Source organism: Methyloceanibacter sp. (genome assembly GCF_050728395.1).
In the GTDB taxonomy this organism is placed as follows: Bacteria; Pseudomonadota; Alphaproteobacteria; order Rhizobiales; family Methyloligellaceae; genus Methyloceanibacter.
On record NZ_JBOHJB010000024.1, the window covers coordinates 1 to 18,198 of the forward strand.

General features: G+C 65.1%; 19 protein-coding genes. 8 read left to right on the forward strand and 11 right to left on the reverse strand.

What is annotated here, in order from left to right; genetic code table 11:
* The 5 genes from ACREC7_RS06245 to pnp all read left to right on the forward strand — a co-directional run.
* Window positions 1-588, forward strand: a 588-nt coding sequence (locus ACREC7_RS06245; protein ID WP_431554828.1) for a translation initiation factor IF-2, incomplete at its 5' end; no start/stop codon positions are given.
* A gap of 134 nt (window positions 589-722) precedes the next feature.
* Window positions 723-1,130 carry a 30S ribosome-binding factor RbfA gene (rbfA, locus tag ACREC7_RS06250; RefSeq protein ID WP_431554829.1) on the forward strand — a complete coding sequence of 136 codons (408 nt, stop codon included), beginning with the start codon at window positions 723-725 and terminating at the stop codon, window positions 1,128-1,130.
* A gap of 15 nt (window positions 1,131-1,145) precedes the next feature.
* Window positions 1,146-2,072 carry a tRNA pseudouridine(55) synthase TruB gene (truB, locus tag ACREC7_RS06255; RefSeq protein WP_431554830.1) on the forward strand — a complete coding sequence of 309 codons (927 nt, stop codon included), beginning with the start codon at window positions 1,146-1,148 and terminating at the stop codon, window positions 2,070-2,072.
* A gap of 30 nt (window positions 2,073-2,102) precedes the next feature.
* Entirely contained in the window at window positions 2,103-2,372 is a 270-nt protein-coding gene (gene rpsO, locus ACREC7_RS06260; RefSeq protein ID WP_431554831.1) for a 30S ribosomal protein S15, read from the forward strand.
* 111 nt (window positions 2,373-2,483) lie between these two features.
* Window positions 2,484-4,607: a polyribonucleotide nucleotidyltransferase gene (gene pnp / locus ACREC7_RS06265; protein ID WP_431554832.1), complete on the forward strand. Its 2,124-nt coding sequence runs from the start codon at window positions 2,484-2,486 to the stop codon at window positions 4,605-4,607.
* Between the two features lie 178 nt (window positions 4,608-4,785).
* Here the strand turns inward: pnp and ACREC7_RS06270 are convergent, their stop codons facing one another.
* From ACREC7_RS06270 to fabA, 4 genes are read right to left on the reverse strand one after another with little or no spacing between them, the layout of a single operon-like run.
* Window positions 4,786-4,974 carry a hypothetical protein gene (locus ACREC7_RS06270; protein ID WP_431554833.1) on the reverse strand — a complete coding sequence of 63 codons (189 nt, stop codon included), beginning with the start codon at window positions 4,972-4,974 and terminating at the stop codon, window positions 4,786-4,788.
* Between the two features lie 37 nt (window positions 4,975-5,011).
* Entirely contained in the window at window positions 5,012-5,893 is an 882-nt protein-coding gene (gene fabI / locus ACREC7_RS06275; protein WP_431554834.1) for an enoyl-ACP reductase FabI, read from the reverse strand.
* A gap of 49 nt (window positions 5,894-5,942) precedes the next feature.
* Window positions 5,943-7,157: a beta-ketoacyl-ACP synthase I gene (gene fabB / locus ACREC7_RS06280; protein ID WP_431554835.1), complete on the reverse strand. Its 1,215-nt coding sequence runs from the start codon at window positions 7,155-7,157 to the stop codon at window positions 5,943-5,945.
* Window positions 7,158-7,208: 51 nt separating this feature from the next.
* Window positions 7,209-7,739, reverse strand: a complete 531-nt coding sequence (gene fabA / locus ACREC7_RS06285) for a 3-hydroxyacyl-[acyl-carrier-protein] dehydratase FabA (RefSeq protein WP_431554836.1) — start codon at window positions 7,737-7,739, stop codon at window positions 7,209-7,211.
* 241 nt (window positions 7,740-7,980) lie between these two features.
* Here fabA and irrA point away from each other — a divergent pair, with 241 nt between their 5' ends.
* Window positions 7,981-8,400 carry an iron response transcriptional regulator IrrA gene (irrA, locus tag ACREC7_RS06290; RefSeq protein WP_431554837.1) on the forward strand — a complete coding sequence of 140 codons (420 nt, stop codon included), beginning with the start codon at window positions 7,981-7,983 and terminating at the stop codon, window positions 8,398-8,400.
* 211 nt (window positions 8,401-8,611) lie between these two features.
* On the opposite strand, the gene ACREC7_RS06295 is transcribed toward irrA, so the two are convergent.
* A complete protein-coding gene (locus tag ACREC7_RS06295) occupies window positions 8,612-9,160 on the reverse strand; it encodes an SH3 domain-containing protein (protein ID WP_431554838.1) in 549 nt (182 codons plus the stop codon).
* Between the two features lie 202 nt (window positions 9,161-9,362).
* Here ACREC7_RS06295 and ACREC7_RS06300 point away from each other — a divergent pair, with 202 nt between their 5' ends.
* Together ACREC7_RS06300 and ACREC7_RS06305 are read left to right on the forward strand one after the other, a co-directional pair.
* Window positions 9,363-10,358: a 2-hydroxyacid dehydrogenase gene (locus tag ACREC7_RS06300; protein WP_431554861.1), complete on the forward strand. Its 996-nt coding sequence runs from the start codon at window positions 9,363-9,365 to the stop codon at window positions 10,356-10,358.
* A gap of 122 nt (window positions 10,359-10,480) precedes the next feature.
* Window positions 10,481-11,182, forward strand: coding sequence for a peptidoglycan-binding domain-containing protein (locus ACREC7_RS06305; protein ID WP_431554839.1), 702 nt, complete (start codon window positions 10,481-10,483; stop codon window positions 11,180-11,182).
* 113 nt (window positions 11,183-11,295) lie between these two features.
* Here ACREC7_RS06305 and ACREC7_RS06310 read toward each other — a convergent pair whose 3' ends face one another.
* The 6 genes from ACREC7_RS06310 to ubiE form a co-directional block, all read right to left on the reverse strand.
* Entirely contained in the window at window positions 11,296-12,546 is a 1,251-nt protein-coding gene (locus ACREC7_RS06310) for an FAD-dependent oxidoreductase (protein WP_431554840.1), read from the reverse strand.
* Between the two features lie 28 nt (window positions 12,547-12,574).
* Complete coding sequence (locus ACREC7_RS06315) at window positions 12,575-13,396, reverse strand: HesA/MoeB/ThiF family protein (protein WP_431554862.1); 822 nt, start codon at window positions 13,394-13,396, stop codon at window positions 12,575-12,577.
* A gap of 389 nt (window positions 13,397-13,785) precedes the next feature.
* On the reverse strand, window positions 13,786-14,238 hold the full coding sequence (gene dut, locus ACREC7_RS06320) for a dUTP diphosphatase (protein WP_431554841.1): 453 nt from the start codon (window positions 14,236-14,238) through the stop codon (window positions 13,786-13,788).
* Entirely contained in the window at window positions 14,235-15,455 is a 1,221-nt protein-coding gene (coaBC, locus tag ACREC7_RS06325) for a bifunctional phosphopantothenoylcysteine decarboxylase/phosphopantothenate--cysteine ligase CoaBC (RefSeq protein ID WP_431554842.1), read from the reverse strand. Before coaBC ends, dut begins: the two co-directional genes overlap by 4 nt.
* Before the next feature lie 236 nt (window positions 15,456-15,691).
* Window positions 15,692-17,338 (reverse strand): 2-polyprenylphenol 6-hydroxylase, encoded by a 1,647-nt coding sequence (gene ubiB / locus ACREC7_RS06330; protein ID WP_431554843.1) that lies wholly within the window; start codon window positions 17,336-17,338, stop codon window positions 15,692-15,694.
* Between the two features lie 97 nt (window positions 17,339-17,435).
* The gene (ubiE, locus tag ACREC7_RS06335) at window positions 17,436-18,191 is read right to left on the reverse strand and encodes a bifunctional demethylmenaquinone methyltransferase/2-methoxy-6-polyprenyl-1,4-benzoquinol methylase UbiE (protein ID WP_431554844.1); all 756 of its coding nucleotides are present in this window, start codon (window positions 18,189-18,191) and stop codon (window positions 17,436-17,438) included.
* Window positions 18,192-18,198: the final 7 nt, after the last annotated feature.

Sequence of the window (18,198 nt, forward strand, 5' to 3'; positions counted from 1 at the left end):
GGCGACGTGCAGGGATCGGTGGAAGCCATCGTCGCGGCCCTCGACAAGCTCGGCACCGACGAGGTGCGCGCCCGCATCATTCACGCCGGCGTCGGCGGCATCACCGAATCCGACGTGGGTCTCGCCTCGACCTCGGGCGCGGTGATTCTCGGCTTCAACGTGCGCGCCAACTCGCAGGCCCGCGAGGCGGCCGAGCGCGACGGCGTCGAGATCCGCTATTACGCCGTGATCTACGATCTCGTCGACGAGGTGAAGCAAGCCATGTCCGGCCTGCTCGCGCCCACGCGGCGCGAGACCTTCCTCGGCAATGCCGAGATCCTCGAAGTGTTCACCATCTCCAAGGTTGGCAAGGTCGCTGGCTGCCGGGTCACCGAAGGCAAGGTCGAGCGCGGCGCTCAAGTGCGGCTCATTCGCGACAATGTCGTGGTGCACGAGGGCAAGCTGTCGACGCTCAAGCGCTTCAAGGACGAGGTGCGCGAGGTTGTGGCGGGCCAAGAATGCGGCATGGCGTTCGAAGGCTACCAGGACATGCGCCAGGGCGACGTCATCGAGTGCTTCGAGGTCGAGCACGTCCGCCGCACGCTGTAACCGATCCGCTTAGGCAGGTTCGTCATTGCCGGGCTTGACCCGGCAATCCATTCCACTGGAGCTTGAACTCACCGAGACGTAACGGCATGGATGCCCGGATCAAGTCCGGGCATGACGGTTGGTTGGAATTTTCGATGGTCGATCGGCATAGAGGCAAGTCGCATCCGGAGGGTCGGGCCCCGAGCCAGCGCCAATTGAAAGTCGGCGAGCTGATCCGCCATGCGCTCGCCGAGATCTTCGCCCGCGGCGAGATCGTCGACGAGGCGCTCAATCAATATTCGCTCACCGTGTCGGAGGTGCGCATGACGCCGGATCTGAAGCTTGCCACCGTCTTCGTGCTGCCCCTCGGCGGCGAAGGCGCCGAGGATGCGGTCGAGCATCTCGACAAGCACAAGCGCTTTTTACGGGGCGAGCTTGCCAGGCGGGTAAACCTCAAATTCATGCCCGAGGTCAGATTCAAGATCGACAGCTCCTTTGCCAGCTCGAAACGCATCGATGAGCTGCTCGCCTCGCCCAAGGTCGCGCGCGACCTCGACGGCTGACGGGCTAAAAGCCTCATGGCGCGGCGGCGCAAAGGTCTCCCAGTTCACGGCTGGCTCATCTTCGACAAGCCTAAAGGCATGACCTCGACGCAAGCCGTCACGCGGCTGCGGCATCTCTACGGCGCGCAGAAGGCAGGGCACGCCGGCACGCTCGACCCGCTCGCCACCGGCGTGCTGCCGGTCGCCTTCGGCGAAGCGACCAAGACCGTGCCCTTCGCGGTGGAAGGCAACAAGCAATACTGCTTCACGGTGCGCTTCGGCGCCGCCACCGATACCGATGACGCTGAAGGCGCGATCGTGGCGAGGAGCGATGTCAGGCCGACGCGGGCGGACATCGAGGCGGCGCTGCCGCGCTTCGTCGGCGAGATCAGTCAAGTGCCGCCGCGCTATTCGGCGCTCAAGGTGGGGGGCTCCAGAGCCTACGACCTTGCCCGGGACGACCAGGACTTCGAGCTCGCCCCGCGGCGGGCGCTGATCGAAAGCCTTGAGCTCATCGGCATGCCTGACCCCGATCGCTGCGTGATCGAGGCGGCTTGCGGCAAGGGCACCTATGTGCGGGCCTTGGCCCGCGACCTCGGGGTGGCCCTCGGCAGTCTCGCCCATGTCACGGAATTGCGCCGGACGAGGGTCGGGCCTTTCGCCGAAGAGGCCGCAATTTCCCTGGCAAAGCTTGAGGAGTTAGGACATAGTGCCGCCGGCCGCGACGCCCTTTTGGGCGTTCTTAAGCCCGTGCAGACGGCGCTGGACGACATCCCGGCGCTCGCCGTCAGCGGGCAGGACGCGGCCAGGCTCAAGAGAGGCCAACCCGTGCTGTTAAGAGGCCGGGATGCTCCAATTCTCAAAGGGCCAGTCTATGCCACGTCACGAGGTTCGCTCGTGGCGGTTGGTGAGGTCAGCCAAGGCGAACTGCGCCCCACCCGGGTTTTCAATCTTCCGGGCTAAGGCCATCGTCAATTCACAGGAGTTCATCCGATGTCGGTCAGCGCTTTGCGCAAGCAAGAGCTTATCAAGGACTATGCTACCAAGCCCGGAGACACCGGGTCCCCGGAAGTGCAAGTGGCGATCCTCACCGAACGGATCACCAATCTTACCGACCACTTCAAGACGCATAACAAGGATAACCATTCACGGCGCGGGCTGTTGAAAATGGTTAGCCAGCGGCGCCGGTTGCTCGACTACGTCAAGGCCGCGGACGAGGACCGGTATCAGAAGCTCATCAACCGCCTGGGCATTCGCCGGTAATGCGAGACGCTTACCGCCGTGCCGGTGGACCTCCACGACATATCGACCCGAGCCCTCGCCTACAGGGGGCCCGCTCGGGCGCAACCTATCCCTGTTCCATGAGACATCATCATGCTGCATAAGCACACCGTAGAAATCGAATGGGCGGGCCGACCGCTCAGATTAGAGACCGGCCGCATCGCCCGCCAAGCGGACGGCGCCGTTCTCGCCCAATATGGCGGCACATCGGTGCTCGCCACCGCCACGGCAGCCAAAGAGGCCAAGCCCGGCATCGACTTTTTCCCGCTCACCGTGAACTACCAGGAAAAGACCTTCGCCGCCGGCAAGATCCCCGGAGGCTATTTCAAGCGCGAGGGACGTCCCACCGAGAAGGAGACGCTGACCTCGCGCCTCATCGACCGCCCGATCAGGCCGCTATTTGCCGGCGGCTTCAGGAACGAGACCCAGGTCATCGCCACCGTTCTGTCCCATGACATGGAGAACGATCCCGACATCGTGGCGCTGATCGCGTCGTCCGCCGCGCTGACGCTGTCCGGCATTCCCTTCTTGGGTCCGATCGGCGCCGCCCGGGTCGGCTACATCGCCGGCAAATACGTCCTCAATCCGATGATCGACGAGATGCGCGAGAGCACGCTCGATCTCGTGGTCGCCGGCACCGCCAGTGCCGTACTCATGGTCGAGTCGGAAGCCAAGGAACTGCCCGAGGATGTCATGCTCGGGGCAGTGATGTACGGCCAGAAGCACTTCCAGCCGGTGCTCGACGCCATCGTCAAGCTCGCCGAGCGCTCGGCCAAGGAGCCGTGGGAATTGAAGCTCGACACGAGTGCCGATGAGCTTGCCGCCAAGGCCAAGGAGGTCGCGGAAGGCGAGTTGCGCGAGGCCTACAAGATCGCCGCCAAGCACGAGCGCCGCGACCGCGTGGCCGAGATCAAGGAGAAGGTGGTCGGCGTGCTAGCGCCGGAAGGCGCCGATGTCGCCGCTGGCGCCAAGGCGGCCAGCGCCTTCAAGGAGCTCGAGAAGGACGTCGTTCGCTCGAGCATCCTCTCCACCAAGCACCGCATCGACGGCCGCGACCTCAGCACCGTCAGGCCCATCGTCTGCGAGGTGGGAATTCTGCCCCGCACCCATGGCAGCGCGCTCTTCACCCGCGGCGAGACGCAGGCTCTGGTGGTGGCGACGCTCGGCACCGGCGAGGACGAGCAATATATCGACGCGCTGGAGGGCACCTATAAGGAGACCTTCCTGCTGCACTACAACTTCCCGCCTTATTCGGTGGGCGAGGTCGGCCGCATGGGCTCGCCCGGACGCCGCGAAATCGGCCACGGCAAGCTCGCCTGGCGGGCGATCCACCCGGTGCTGCCGGATCGGGAGACCTTCCCCTACACCATCCGCGTGGTCTCCGAGATCACCGAGTCGAACGGCTCCTCTTCCATGGCCACGGTGTGCGGATCCTCGCTCGCCATGATGGATGCGGGCATTCCCTTGCGCCGGCCGGTGGCCGGTATCGCCATGGGGTTGATCAAGGAGGAGGCCGACTTCGCCGTCCTCTCCGACATTCTCGGCGATGAGGATCATCTCGGCGACATGGACTTCAAGGTTGCCGGCACCTCCGAGGGCGTGACCTCGCTGCAGATGGACATCAAGATCACCGGCATCACCGAGGAGATCATGAAGGTGGCGCTCGACCAGGCGCGCGATGGCCGCATGCATATCCTGAACGAGATGAACAAGGCGCTGAACGAGGCGCGGCCCGAGCTCGGCGAATATGCGCCGCGCATCGAGACGATCCACATCCCGGTCGACAAGATCCGCGAGGTGATCGGCTCAGGCGGCTCGGTGATCCGCGAGATCGTCGCCGAATCCGGCGCCAAGATCGACATCTCCGACGACGGCACGGTGAAGATCGCCTCGGCCAACGCCGAATCGATCCGCGCCGCCATCGGCCGCATCAGGGGCATCACCGCCGAGCCCGAGGTCGGCGAGATCTATCACGGCAAAGTAGTGAAGGTGATGGAGTTCGGCGCCTTCGTGAATTTCTTCGGGCCCAAGGACGGGCTCGTGCACATTTCGCAGCTTAGTCAGGGCCGGCCGGCTTCCGTTGGCGAGGTGGTCAAGGAAGGCGACATGGTCTGGGTGAAACTGCTCGGCTTCGACGACCGCGGCAAGGTCAAGCTGTCGATGAAGGTGGTCGATCAGGCAACCGGCCGCGAACTGCAAAAGGCCGAAGCGAGCTAGCGCTCAGCCTAACAAGGAACTCTCTCGTCATGCCCGGCCTTGTGCCGGGCATTTTTTTGTCATTCCCGCGCAAGCGGGAATCCAGTAAGCGCTGACCTTCGAGGTCGGTGGATGCCTTGGTTACTGGATCGCCCGGTCAAGCCGGGCGATGACAAAGGTGTCAGGAGCCACGAAGCGACTACTTCTTCTTCTCGCAGCGCCAGCCGATGACGAAATATTGGCTGTTCGACTTCTGCCACTCATCGGCTTTGTCGCCGGCGGTCTTGAGGCAGCTCACTACATCAGCCGCCGTCGCTCCGGGGACGGGCTTCTCCGAGCACTCCGTCGGCGTGGCCAGAAGACAAATCAGTACGACAAGCTGAGCCATCGGCAAACTTCCTCCAACACCTTGATATAGCAGGACCTTACTGTGCGGCCTCGCGCGGCGCTTTTTCCGGCGGCGCGTCTGGTTCCTTATCGCCTTCCATGGTTTTTAGCGCCGACATGCCCGGCATGGAGAGCGTCGAGTAGCCGCAATCGACGAAATGAATTTCGCCGGTCACGGCGCCGGAGAGATCGGACAGGAGATAGAGCGCAGCACCTCCCACCTCGTCGAGCGTCGGCGAGCGATGCATCGGCGCATGGCGCTGCTGGTAATGGAACAGCGTGCGCGCATCGGAGATGCCGGCGCCGGCCAGCGTGCGCATCGGCCCGGCCGACAGCGCATTCACCCTGACCCCTTGCGGCCCGAGATCGGAGGCGAGATAGCGCACGGAAGCCTCAAGCGCGGCCTTGGCCACGCCCATGACGTTGTAGCAGGGAACGACGCGGGTCGAGCCGCCATAGGTCAGCGTCAGCAGCGACCCGCCATTCGGCATCAGCTCAGAGGCGAGCTTGGCGATCTCGGTGAAGGAGAAGCAGGAGATCACCATGGTGTGCTCGAAATTGGCGCGCGTGGTGTCGCAATAGCGGCCCTTGAGCTCGTTGCGGTCGGAGAAGGCAAGCGCGTGCACGACGAAATCGAGCGAGCCCCATTTCTTGCGGATCACCTCGAACACGCGTTTGACGCTCTCCAGGTCCTCGACATCGGCCTCTTCGATGATCGGGGCACCGATCGATTGGGCGAGCGGCGCGGCTCGGCGGCCGAACGCTCCGCCCTGATAGCTGAAGGCCAGCTCGGCGCCCTGGCCGTGCAGCACGCGGGCGATGCCCCAGGCGATCGAGCGGTCGTTGGCGACGCCCATCACCAGCCCCCTCTTGCCCTTCATCAGCGGTCCGGGCTCGGCGATATCTCTTGTTGTTGTCATGGGACTTACTCTGGTTAGGGGTGAAGAGTGATGCGTGTGCTTCCTGCCTTTAGCCGCTGTAGCGGCGGAACACGAGCGTGGCGTTGGTGCCGCCAAAGCCGAAGCTGTTGGACATGACGCAGTCGATGTCGACATTGTCCCGACGCGTGCGCACGATCGGCATGTCGGCCACGGCGGGATCGATGGTCTCGATATTGGCCGACTCGCAAATGAAGCCGTTGTTCATCATCAACAGCGAATAGATCGCCTCGTGCACCCCGGCGGCGCCGAGCGAATGGCCGGTGAGCGACTTGGTGGCGCTGATCGGCGGCGACTTGTCGCCGAACACCTCGCGGATCGCCTCGATCTCCTTGACGTCGCCGATCGGGGTCGAGGTGGCATGAGGGTTGATGTAGTCGATGCCGTCGACGTTCTGCATGGCAAGACGCATGCAGCGCGCGGCACCTTCGCCGGAAGGCTGCACCATGTCGTAGCCGTCTGAGGTGGCGCCGTAGCCGACGAGCTCGCCATAGATGCGGGCGCCCCGCGCCTTCGCATGATCGAGTTCCTCGAGCACCACGACGCCGGCGCCGCCGGCAATGACGAAGCCGTCGCGAGCGACGTCATAGGCGCGGCTTGCGACCTCCGGCCGGTCGTTGAAGTCCGACGACATGGCGTTCATGGCGTCGAACAGGACCGACAGCGTCCAGTCGAGCTCCTCGCCGCCGCCGGCGAACACGATGTCCTGCTTGCCCCATTGGATCAGCTCGCCGCCATTGCCGATGCAATGCGCGCTTGTCGAGCAGGCCGAGGAGATCGAATAGCTCGAGCCCTTGATGTGGTAGGGCGTGGAAAGCGTCGCCGAGTTGGTCGAGGACATCGACTTCGGCACCTCGAAGGGACCGACCTTCTTCGGGCCCTTCTCGCGCGTGGTGTCGGCGGCCTGCACGATAGCCCGCGTCGACGGGCCGCCCGAGCCCATGATCAGGCCGGTGCGCTCGTTGGAGATGTCAGTCTCCTCGAGCCCCGCGTCGCGAATCGCCTGCTCCATGGCGAGGTAGTTCCAGGCGGCGCCCGCCCCCATGAAGCGGCGGATCTTGCGGTCGATCATCTCCTCCCAGTCGAGCTTCGGCGCGCCATGCACCTGGCAGCGGAAGCCGAGCTCGGCATAGGTATCGGCCTTGACGATGCCGGACTTCGCCTCGCGCAACGAGGCGAGCACCTCTTGGGCGCTGTTGCCGATCGAGGACACGATGCCCATGCCGGTCACGACCACGCGTCTCATGACTTCGTCCTTAGCCCACGTAAGATGTTGCGGGTGCCCGGCGCGCGACGATCACACACCGGCGGGAGCTTCTTCGCCCGCCTGGAACAGGCCCACTCGCAGATCCTTGGCGGTATAGATCGTGTCGCCGTCGGCTTTCAGCCAGCCGTCGCCGGTGCCAAGGGTGAATTTTCGCCGGATCACCCGCTTCAGCTCGACGATATATTCCAGCTTGCGCATGGTCGGCAGCACCATGCCGGAGAATTTGACCTCGCCCACGCTAAGCGCCCGGCCCTTCCCCGGAGCGCCGAGCCATCCGAGGAAAAAGCCCAAAAGCTGCCAGAGTGCGTCGAGCCCGAGGCAACCTGGCATCACCGGATCGCCCTTGAAGTGGCAAGGGAAAAACCAGAGGTCCGCCTTAACGTCGAGCTCGGCCACGATGCGGCCCCAGCCGTGCTCGCCGCCCTCCTCTTGAACTTGCGAGATGCGGTCGAACATCAGCATGGGCGGCAACGGAAGCTGCGCGTTGCCGGGGCCGAACAGCTCGCCCCGCGCGCAAGCGAGCAGGTCCTCGTAATCGAACCGTTCGCGACGCTCGACCATCCTCGATCCTTCCATGCGCGGGGCGTTCCTCCCCACAGAGGGCCGTTTCCTAACACAGGGCTCGGAAATCAGAAATCAGAGAAAGTTCTGGCTCCAATCCCAGTTCCCGGGTTCGGAGACAAGAAATCAGTTATCAGAAAAGTTCTGGCTCCGATGCCGGTTCCGGGGCTTTGAATTATGACTTCTATCCTCTGGTTGTGTCGTTGCAGGAGACGGCGCTTCAACATATAGTGTCGGCGTCATGGCTTTACCGGCAATGGATATCGTCGAGCGTTTGCGCGCGGCAGGGTTGCGGCCGACGCGCCAGCGCGTTGCGCTTGCACGCCTTCTGTTCGACGGCTGCGACCGCCACGTCACGGCCGAGCTTTTGCATGAGGAGGCGCAGAGCCGGAAGGTTCCGGTGTCGCTCGCCACGGTCTACAACACGCTGCATCAATTCACCGAAGTGGGGCTCCTGAGGGAGGTGGCGGTCGAGGGCGCCAAGACCTATTTCGACACCAACACCTCCAACCATTACCACTTCTTCTGCGAGAATTCGGGCACGCTCCTCGACATCGCGACGGCTTCGATCCGCATCGAAGGCCTGCCCCAGGCGCCAGAGGGCATGTCCATCAGCCGCGTCGACGTGCTCGTGCGCCTGGTCGACGACCGCAAGCGCTAGCCGTTCAATTCGTCGGAAATCTTCTGCCTCACCCCACCCGGCGCGCAATTAGATTTTGCGCTATCGCTTTGCTGCTTGAGCGCGTTGCGCGCCGACCTCCCCGTCAAGGGGAGGTATGAGGCCGAGCGGTACAGCGAGCTCCCATCCCTCTCCGTCGCGGGGAGGGTGCCGCGCGACAGTGCGGCGGGTGGTGGGCTCGGGTTCGACAAGGCTACTTGATCACCTCGTCCTTGTAGACGCCCCACAGCCTGTCCTGCTGCACGAAGCCGGAAAAATCGTCGATCGACAGCTCGCACCACTCTCCGTCGCAGGAGAGAACGTTGCCGAGCACGCTCGGCGCAAGCTCGGCGACCGTGCTCGCCCCCGTCGACTTTCTCGAATAGAGCGGCACGTTTTCCGGCGCCTTGGTCCAGGGCGCGATCAGCGCGGTGCGCCGCCCGCTGAGCAGGCTGTGCCACACCCAGCCGTCGGCGCCTTCGCTGTCGCGCACGCGCCGCCAGTTGTCGGACTCGGCGATGATCTCCACCGGCAGGCCCGCGCGGCTGAACACCCAGACGATGGCCTGGTCGGTGCTCGGGCCTTTGCGCACATTGACCTTGTCGGATTTGAGGCTGACGAAGCGCGGAATCGGCAAATGGCTCTGGCCGCCCGGGCCGGCCGCGGGCGTCGCGTCGCTCGCGGCACGGGTCTCGACCCCAGCAAGCAGGAGCAGTGCAAAGGCGGCGCCTGCCGCCACTACGATCCAATGCCCATGTCGCACGTCCAGCGTCCTCTCCTAAGCGAATCGTTATCCATTTTGATGCGTCAGAAAAGTGAACGGACCGTGGCCTTGGCGCTAACATGACGCTTATCTGGGGGGGCCGCTTCTGTTAGAGAAAGCTGCCCCGCGCCGGTTTTGCGGTGCGATCGCCTCAGGCCGCAGGGGAACTCCTCCCTTTGCGGATATCCAAACGGGAAGAATGATGACTGGTGCTGAACGACCGTTGGTTATTGTCACGCGCAAGCTGCCGGAGGTGGTGGAAACCCGGCTTCGCGAGCTGTTCGATGCGCGGCTCAATCTTGACGACACACCCCTTTCCCGGGAAGAGCTGATCGAAGCGGTGAAGACCGCCGACGTGCTCGTCCCCACGGTGACCGACCGCATCGACCGAAGCGTACTGAGCCAGGCCGGCCCGCAGCTCAAATTGATCGCCCAGTTCGGCACCGGCGTCGACAATATCGACCTCGAGACGGCGCGGAACCGCAGCATTCTCGTCACCAACACGCCGGGCGTGCTCACCGAAGACACCGCCGACATGACCATGGCGCTCATTCTCGCCGTGCCGCGGCGGCTCGCCGAGGGCGCCTCTCTGCTTAAAAGCGGCGACAGTCACTGGCACGGCTGGTCGCCGACCTGGATGCTGGGCCACCGCATCTACGGCAAACGGCTCGGCATCGTCGGCATGGGGCGCATCGGCCAGGCCGTGGCCAAGCGGGCGCGGGCCTTTGGGCTCCAGGTTCACTATCACAATCGCCGGCGCGTGAGCCCGGAGGTCGAGAAGGCGCTCGAGGCCACCTATTGGGACAGCCTCGACCAGATGCTCGCCCGCATGGACATCATCTCCATCAACTGCCCGCATACGCCGGCGACCTATCATCTGCTCTCGGCGCGGCGGCTCGCGCTGATGAAGCCGTCGGCTTACATCGTCAACACCGCGCGCGGCGAGGTGATCGACGAGAACGCGCTCGCCCGCATGATCGAAAACGACGAACTTGGCGGCGCCGGCCTCGACGTCTTCGAGCATGAGCCGGCGGTGAACCCGAAATTGCTGAAAAGCAACAAGGTCGTGGTGCTGCCGCATATGGGGTCGGCGACGCTGGAAGGCCGCATCGACATGGGCGAGAAGGTCATCATCAACATCAAGACCTTCCTCGACGGCCACGCACCGCCCGACCGGGTCCACCCAGCGATGTTCTGATCGGGGGACAGAAATCAGACATCGGACGTCGGACGATCACCGATTTCCGATCTCGGAATTCTGATTTCCGACTTCCGATATCTGATATCCTGGCAGGAGTGCCGAGCCAGAGGAGACTCCCCATGTCCCGATGGACCACTATGTTTGCCAGCATTGCAATCATCGCCTTCAGCCTTCCGGCCATCGCCGCGGATGACGACCTGCCGCGCAATATCGAGTTGAAGCCTGGTGCCGCGTCTCCTGACTCAGCCGGCCAGACCGCCGAGGACACAAGCTCCGGCACGACCACGCGCCAGATCGTCACCGAGGGAAAGGATGCCCCGGCGGCCGAGGCGCCGAAGGGGGGAGCCGCACTAGAGGCGGCGGCACCTGCAGCGCCTCCACCTGCGGCGCCTGCCGAAGCAGCACCAGCCCCGGCCAAGGCCGAAACCCCGCCACCACCCGAGCCTGCCCCGGCGCCGGGAGGGCCGAAGCCTCCGGCGGAAGCCGCTGTTCCTGCTCCGCCTCCCCCTCCCCCTCCTGGGCTCAGGCCTGAAGAGGTGATCGTCGCGGTGCAGACCGAGCTCAAGCGCGTCGGCTGCGATCCCGGCGCCATCGACGGCGACTGGGGCGGTCGCTCGCGCGAGGCGCTTGCCGCTTTCGGTCACTTCGCCAAGGTCGATGTCGGCAAGCTCGCGCCGACGCCTGACGTCCTCGAGCTGATCAAGGGCAAGGCCGACATCGTCTGCGTCGCCCCTGCGCCAGAGCCTGAGCATCACGCCGCGCCACCGCCGCACGATGACTATGGTGGTGGCGGCTATGGCGGCGGAGGAGGCGGCTACTAACCGTCACCACAAGAATCGCTCAGACGTCTTATCCCGTCATTGCCGGGCTTGACCCGGCAATCCATTCCATTGGCGCTTCAGCTTGCTGAGGCGTAATGGCATGGATGCCCGGATCAAGTCCGGGCATGACGAGGCGAGGCGGCGGTCAGCTCAGGGCTCCGCACGTGCTCGGGGCGGAAGCCCATGCCGATGAGCCGGGCCGGCAGGCGGCGGAGCCACGGGTACTCGTTGAGCAGCTTCACCGCGTAGGGCGCGCGCGGCTTCGTCTGCATGGCGAGAACGTTGCTGATGACGCGGTTCTGCACGAAGATCTGCACCGCCTGCATCATGCGCGTCGGCCATTCCCGCCGCCGCTGGACCTTGGCCAGGAGCTCGACCGGGACCGGCCCTTTCCTGAGCGGCACGGCGAGAATATTGGCGGCGGCGACCGCGTCCTGAATGGCGAGATTGATGCCGACGCCGCCGACCGGTGACATGGCATGCGCCGCATCGCCGATGCACAACACGCCGGGCTTGTACCAGCGCTTCAGCCGGTCGACGCGCACGGTCAAGAGCTTCACGTCGTCCCACGATTTGAGCTCCTGTGCCCGATTGACGAGAGCTGGATTTAGCTTGACGATTTCCGCGCGGAAGGCTGGAAGGCCCCGGCGGCGAAGCTCGGCGAATCCGCCTTTGGGGATGACGAAGGCACATTGCCAATAGTCGCCACGGTCGAGCATGACGAACAGGTGCCCGGCCTGGATGCGTCCGAGCACAAGGCTTCCGTCCTCTGGACGCTTGGAGAGGCGCAACCATAGCGCATCCATGGGCGCGCCGAGATCCTCGACCTCGAGGCCGGCAAGGTCGCGCACCGCCGAGTGGCGACCGTCGGCGCCGATCACGAGATTAGCCTGCACCTCGAGCGTGCCCTCGGGCACCTTCGCCCGCAAGCCCGCCACGGCGCCGCCGTCCTGCATGAGATCGGTGACCTCCGCCTGCATGCGCAGGCTGAAGCCCGGATAGGCCTTCGCCTCATCGGCGAGAAAATCGAGGAAATCCCATTGCGGCATGAAGGCGATGAAGTGGCAGCGCGTCGGCAGATGCGAGAAATCGGCGAGCACAACGCGGTCCTCGCCGATCTGGCCCGCGAGCTCGTGCAGCTCCTGATGCGGCCGCTTGAGGAACTCATCGAGCAGGCCGAGCTCATGCATGATCTCGAGCGTGGAGGGGTGGATAGTGTCGCCGCGGAAGTCGCGGAGGAAATCGGCGTGCTTCTCGAGCACTAGCACCTCGACGCCGGCGCGGGCGAGCAGATAGCCGAGCATCATGCCGGCGGGCCCTCCTCCGGCGATGCAGCAGCCTGTGGTGACGGTTTCAGTCGGCATGCTCTACTTTGAACGCGTTGGGGCCACTTCACCCATTCGCTTCAGCCATCTCGCGGTGATGCGACAGATCGTGAAAGCGGGCGCTGCGGCCGTTCAGCGGATTCTCGGGGTCCCAGGCATAGGAGAGCGTGCTGAACCGCGCCTGCAGGGCATCGTAGAGAAGCAAGCGCCCGACCAGGCTCTCGCCGATCCCGAGAAGCTCCTTCAACACCTCCACGGCCTGCAAGGTGCCCATCACGCCTGCGACGGCGCCGAGGATGCCGGCCTCGGAGCAGGGCGCGACGGTCCCTGGCGGCGGCGCCTCGGGAAACAGGCAGCGATAGTTCGGCTTGGGATTTCCTGCTTCGTCGCGCTCGAAGGCACGGAAGGTGGTGAGATGGCCGTCGAAGGGGCCCACCGCCGCGAACACCAGCGGACGCTTGGCCAAATAGCAGGCGTCGTTGACGAGATAGCGCGTGGCGAAATTGTCCGAGCCATCGGCGACGATGTCGTAGTTGGAGACGATCTCGATGGCGTTCTGCGGCTGGAGCCGCGTCGAATAGAGGCGGATCTCGACCTGCGGGTTCAAGCGCTCGATGGTTCTCGCCGCGCTCCGCGTCTTGTAGACACCGACGCTTCCCGTGTCGTGCACCACCTGGCGGGCGAGATTGTCGAGGCTCACGCGGTCGTCGTCGATGATACCGATGCGGCCGACGCCGGCCGCGGCAAGGTAGAGTAGGAGCGGCGAGCCGAGGCCGCCGGCGCCGATCACCAGCGCCTTCGCCTCCTTCAAGCGCTGCTGTCCCTCGCCGCCGATCTCCTTCAGCACCAGCTGGCGCTTGTAGCGCTCGATCTCGTCAGGGGTGAGCATGACTCCACTCAATGTATGCCATCCCTCCGCCCCTCACCAGTAAGGGGCAAGGAGGCGCCGAGCAATGCAACTTTCTCCATCCCTCCCCCTCGTGGGGAGGTCGGCGCGCCCTTGGCGCGCCGGGTGGGGGGCATTCTCCGCGCGCAGTCATTCACCCCACCCGGCTCGCCCCGGACAAGTCCGTGTCGAGCCACCCTCCCCATCAAGGGGAGGGACAAAGAGGGCTCGGCCGCTCAACCTGCTCTCCCCTCCCCCCTTGAGGGGGAGGGATAGGGAGGGGGGTTGCAACAATCAACGCGCATTCAATGCCGCTACCCCCCTCCGCTCGCGCAAGACGCGCGAGCGTGCTCCCCCTCAAGGGGGGAGCGGGAGTCAGTTCACGATGCAAGCTACCCCGTGGAGCCGAAGCCGCCCTCTCCTCGCGATGTGCCGCCGAGCTCCGAGACTTGCTCGATGCGCACATGCTCGACGCGCGCCACCACGAGCTGGGCGATGCGCATCCCCCGGCGGACGGTGAACGGCTCCGAGCCGAGATTGACCAGCATCGCCTTGACCTCGCCGCGGTAGTCGGCGTCGATGGTGCCGGGGCTGTTCAGGATCGTCACGCCAGATTTCAGTGCGAGTCCCGAGCGGGGGCGAAGCTGGGCCTCGAAGCCCGGCGGAAGCTCGAGCGCAAAGCCGGTGGCAATCAGCGCGCGGGCGCCGGGCGCAAGCTCGACCGGCGCGTCCTCGGCAACGCCGGCCACCACGTCGAGGCCCGCGGCATGCTCCGAGTGATAGGCTGGAAGCGGCAGGCCTTGGCCATGGGGCAGGCGCAGCAGCCGGACGACGACCCCCGTCATTCAGCGGCCGAGCGCAGAGCCTGTAGCGCCTCGCTCGCGCGGGCGAGCAGCCTCGCCGCCGTCTCGTCCTTGCTCATCGGCGGCCAATCCTCGATGCCCACGGCCGTGACGAGGTGGATCTGCGTCTGGTCGCCGCCCATGGCGCCGGTCCCCGGCCACACATCGTTGGCCACGATCCAATCTGCGCCCTTGGCGCGGCGCTTGGCGGTGGCGTTGGCGATGAGATTCTCGGTCTCGGCGGCAAAGCCGATGACCAGCCGCGGGCGCTTCTGCCCGAGCCCGGCGATGGTCGCGAGGATATCAGGGTTCTGGGCAAGCTTCAGCACCGTCTCGCCTCGGCCCTGCTTCTTGAGCTTGTGCTGCGCCTCGTCGGCGGCACGCCAATCGGCGACGGCGGCGGCGCAAATGGCGATATCGGCGGGAAGGGCGTCCAGGGTGGCGGCCATCATCTCATGCGCCGTCTCGACCTTGACCACGCGCACGCCTTCGGGATCGGCGAGCGTCACCGGGCCGCTCACCAGAGTGACCTCGGCGCCGAGCGCGGCAGCGGCGCGGGCAAGCGCATGGCCCTGCCTGCCGGACGAGCGGTTGGCGATATAGCGCACCGGATCGATCGGCTCTTGCGTCGGGCCGGAGGTGATGAGCACGCGGCGCCCCGCCAATGGGCCGGCGGCCTTGGCGCCGAGCAGAGTCTCGATGGCGCCGATGATCTCGCCTGGCTCGGCCATGCGGCCAGGCCCGTATTCGCCGCAAGCCATCTCACCTTCATTGGGGCCGACAAAAGCGATCCCGTCTTCGCGCAAGCGCGCCACGTTCCGCTTGGTGGCTTTGTGCTGCCACATGCGCACGTTCATGGCAGGGGCGACGAGCACCTTCTTGTCGGCGGCGAGCAGCACGGCGGTGGCGAGATCGTCGGCCAGTCCATGCGCCATCTTGGCGAGGAGGTCCGCGGTCGCCGGCGCCACCACGATCAGGTCGGCTTCGCGCGACAGGCGGATGTGCCCGATCTCGGCCTCGTCCTTGAGATCGAACAGGTCGGTGAACGCCTTTTCCTCGGAGAGCACCGAGAGCGACAGAGGTGTGACGAACTCCGCGCCGCCTTTGGTGAGAATCGCGCGCACCGAGGCGCCCCGCTCCTTCAGGCGGCGGACGAGGTCGAGGCTCTTATAGGCGGCGATGCCGCCGCCGACGATGAGCAGGATGCGCTTGCCTTGCATGTTCAGACTTCGCTCGTTGCCATTCGGCCGAGAATACTGGATTGCCCGGTCAAGCCGGGCAATGACAATCATTTGGGGTTAGCGCTTCTCAATGCAACGTCAATCCCCACCCGGCGCCCCGCCTGAAGGCCGGGCGCCACCCTCCCCTTTTTAAGGGGAGGGATAACAGCGGGGCTTTGCTCCCTCCCCCTGCAAGGGGGAGGGCCGGGGTGGGGGTCACGCATAACGCGACTCTTTCAGAGCAGCAGCGCCAGGGCGATGAGGGCAAGCGCTATGGCCCCGACCCAGATGCCGATGCGGCTTGAGCGGTTCTTCCGGCTCTGCGCCTCGGCGAGCCGTTCGACAGTATAGTCGTCGAGCCTGACGCCCTCCTCGACAAAGGCCGAGAAGGCGTCGGCCGTGCGTTCGGCCTGGCCGAGAAGCTTCGGGATATCGGTCACGAATTTGCCGACGGACACCGCGCCCTCGGCCGCCGCCTCGAATTGCGCCTCGGGGCCGAACTGGCTCTGCAGCCAATCCTTCACCACCGGCTCAGCCACCACCCACATGTTCAGCCCGGGGTCGAGGCTCCGGCCAACGCCTTCAACCACCACCATGGTCTTCTGCAACAGCAGCAGCTCCGGTCGCGTCTGCATGTCGAACACTTCGGTGTATTGGAAGAGCTGGCCGAGAAGCTGCGCCATGGAAATTTCGCTGGCCGGGCGGTCCATGATCGGCTCGCCGATGGCGCGCAAGGCTTGGGCGAACTGCTCGACGGAATGGCGCCGCGGCACGTAGCCTGCCTCGAAATGCACTTCGGCCACGCGCCGGTAGTTGTGCGTGATGAAGCCGTGCAGGATCTCGGCGAGGAAGCGCCGCTCTTTCAGCCCAAGCCGCCCCATGATGCCGAAATCGACGGCGACGATGCGGCCCTTATCGTCGATGAACAAATTCCCCGGATGCATGTCGGCGTGGAAGAAGCCGTCGCGCATGGCGTGGCGCAGGAAGGTCCGCATCAACCGCGCGCCAAGCGCTTTCAGGTCGTGGCCTCTCGCGCGCAGAGTTTCGTGATTGGAGATCGGCACCCCGTCGATCCATTCGAGCGTCAGCACGCGCCGCGCGCTCCGGCTCCAATCGACATCCGGCACGCGAAAGCCTTCGTCGTTCCTGGAGTTCTCGGCCATCTCGGAAATGGCGGCGGCCTCCATGCGCAAATCCATCTCGATGGCGACGGACTTCGCCAGCGTCTCCACCACGGCCTGAGGGCGGAGCCGGCGCGATGGCGGGTGAAAGCGCTCGATCATGCGCGCGGCGAAGAAATAGGAGTCGAGGTCCTTGTTGAAGCGCTGCTCGATGCCGGGGCGCAGCACCTTGACGGCGACGGGCTTGAGCGCGGCGCCCTGCTCGCGCACGAAAGCTTTATGCACCTGGGCGATCGAGGCCGCCGCCACCGGCGGACCGAATTCGGCGAACAGCGTGTCGATAGGCGCTTCGAACGCGTCCTCGACCGCTCTTCGCGCTTCATCCTGCGAGAAGGGCGGCAGGCGGTCCTGCAGCGTGGCGAGATCGGCGGCGAGCTCGCGGCCGATGATGTCGTCGCGGGTGGCGAGGAACTGGCCGAGCTTGATGTAGGACGGCCCGAGCGAGGTGAGCGCGGTGGAGAGTCGCGCCTCATTGGCCACGTCGTGGCCTGTCCCATTTGCCTTGTCCTTGCGCAGCGGCGCGGTCATGCGGCGGAAAATCGTCAGCGGCGGCGGCAGGCGCAGCTCGTCGGGGAGCACGCGGGCCCCTGACCAGGCGATGACAGCCCCTGCCCGCGTCAACCGGACCATATTGGCGAGTGCGTTCATGACGACGCCTCGCCAGCAAGCGCCGTCATTGCCGGGCTTGACCCGGCAATCCATTCCACTGACCCCAACAAACGTTGAGGCGTAACGGAATGGATGCCCGGATCAAGTCCGGGCATGACGAATGCAACAGCTATGTCCAAGAATGAAAACATCATAGCCGCCAGGCGGAGTGGATCGCGGCGATGCCGCCGGTCAAATTGCGGTAGCGCACCCGCTCGAAGCCGGCAGTTTCGATCATTCCCATGAAGGATTTCTGATCGGGGAAGCGGCGGATGCTCTCCACCAGGTAACGGTAAGAGGCGGCATCGCCCGCGACAAGGGCGCCGAGCGCCGGAATCGCATTCATGGAATAGGCATCGTAAAGCGTGTCGAGGATCGGCGTCTCAACCGCGGAAAATTCAAGGCACAGGAAGCGCCCTCCGGGCTTCAGCACGCGGAAGGCTTCGGCAAGCGCCTTTTCGATATGGGTCAGATTGCGCATGCCGAAGGCGATGGTGTAGGCGTCGAAGCACTTGTCCGGGAAGGGCAAAGCCTCGGCATTTCCTTGCACGAAGGTGAGCCGTTCGCCCTCTCCGGCCCGCTCGCGACCAACCGTCAGCATCTCGGCGCTGATGTCGCAGATCACCGCCCGTACCCCGTCGCCTGAGGCCCCGAGGAATCGCGAGGCGATATCGCCGGTGCCGCCGGCGACGTCGAGCAGGGCAAAGGGCGCTCGGCCCTTGGGCGGGGCAAGCCAGCCGATCAGGTCGTCTTTCCAGAGCCGGTGCAGGCCGCCCGACATCAGATCGTTCATCAGGTCGTAGCGGCGCGCGACCCTGGCAAAGACCTCGTTGACCAGCCCCTGCTTGGCCTCCGCGGCAACCGGCGCAAAGCCGAAGCTCGCATTCTCATCTTTGGTCGCATTCATGCGCTGG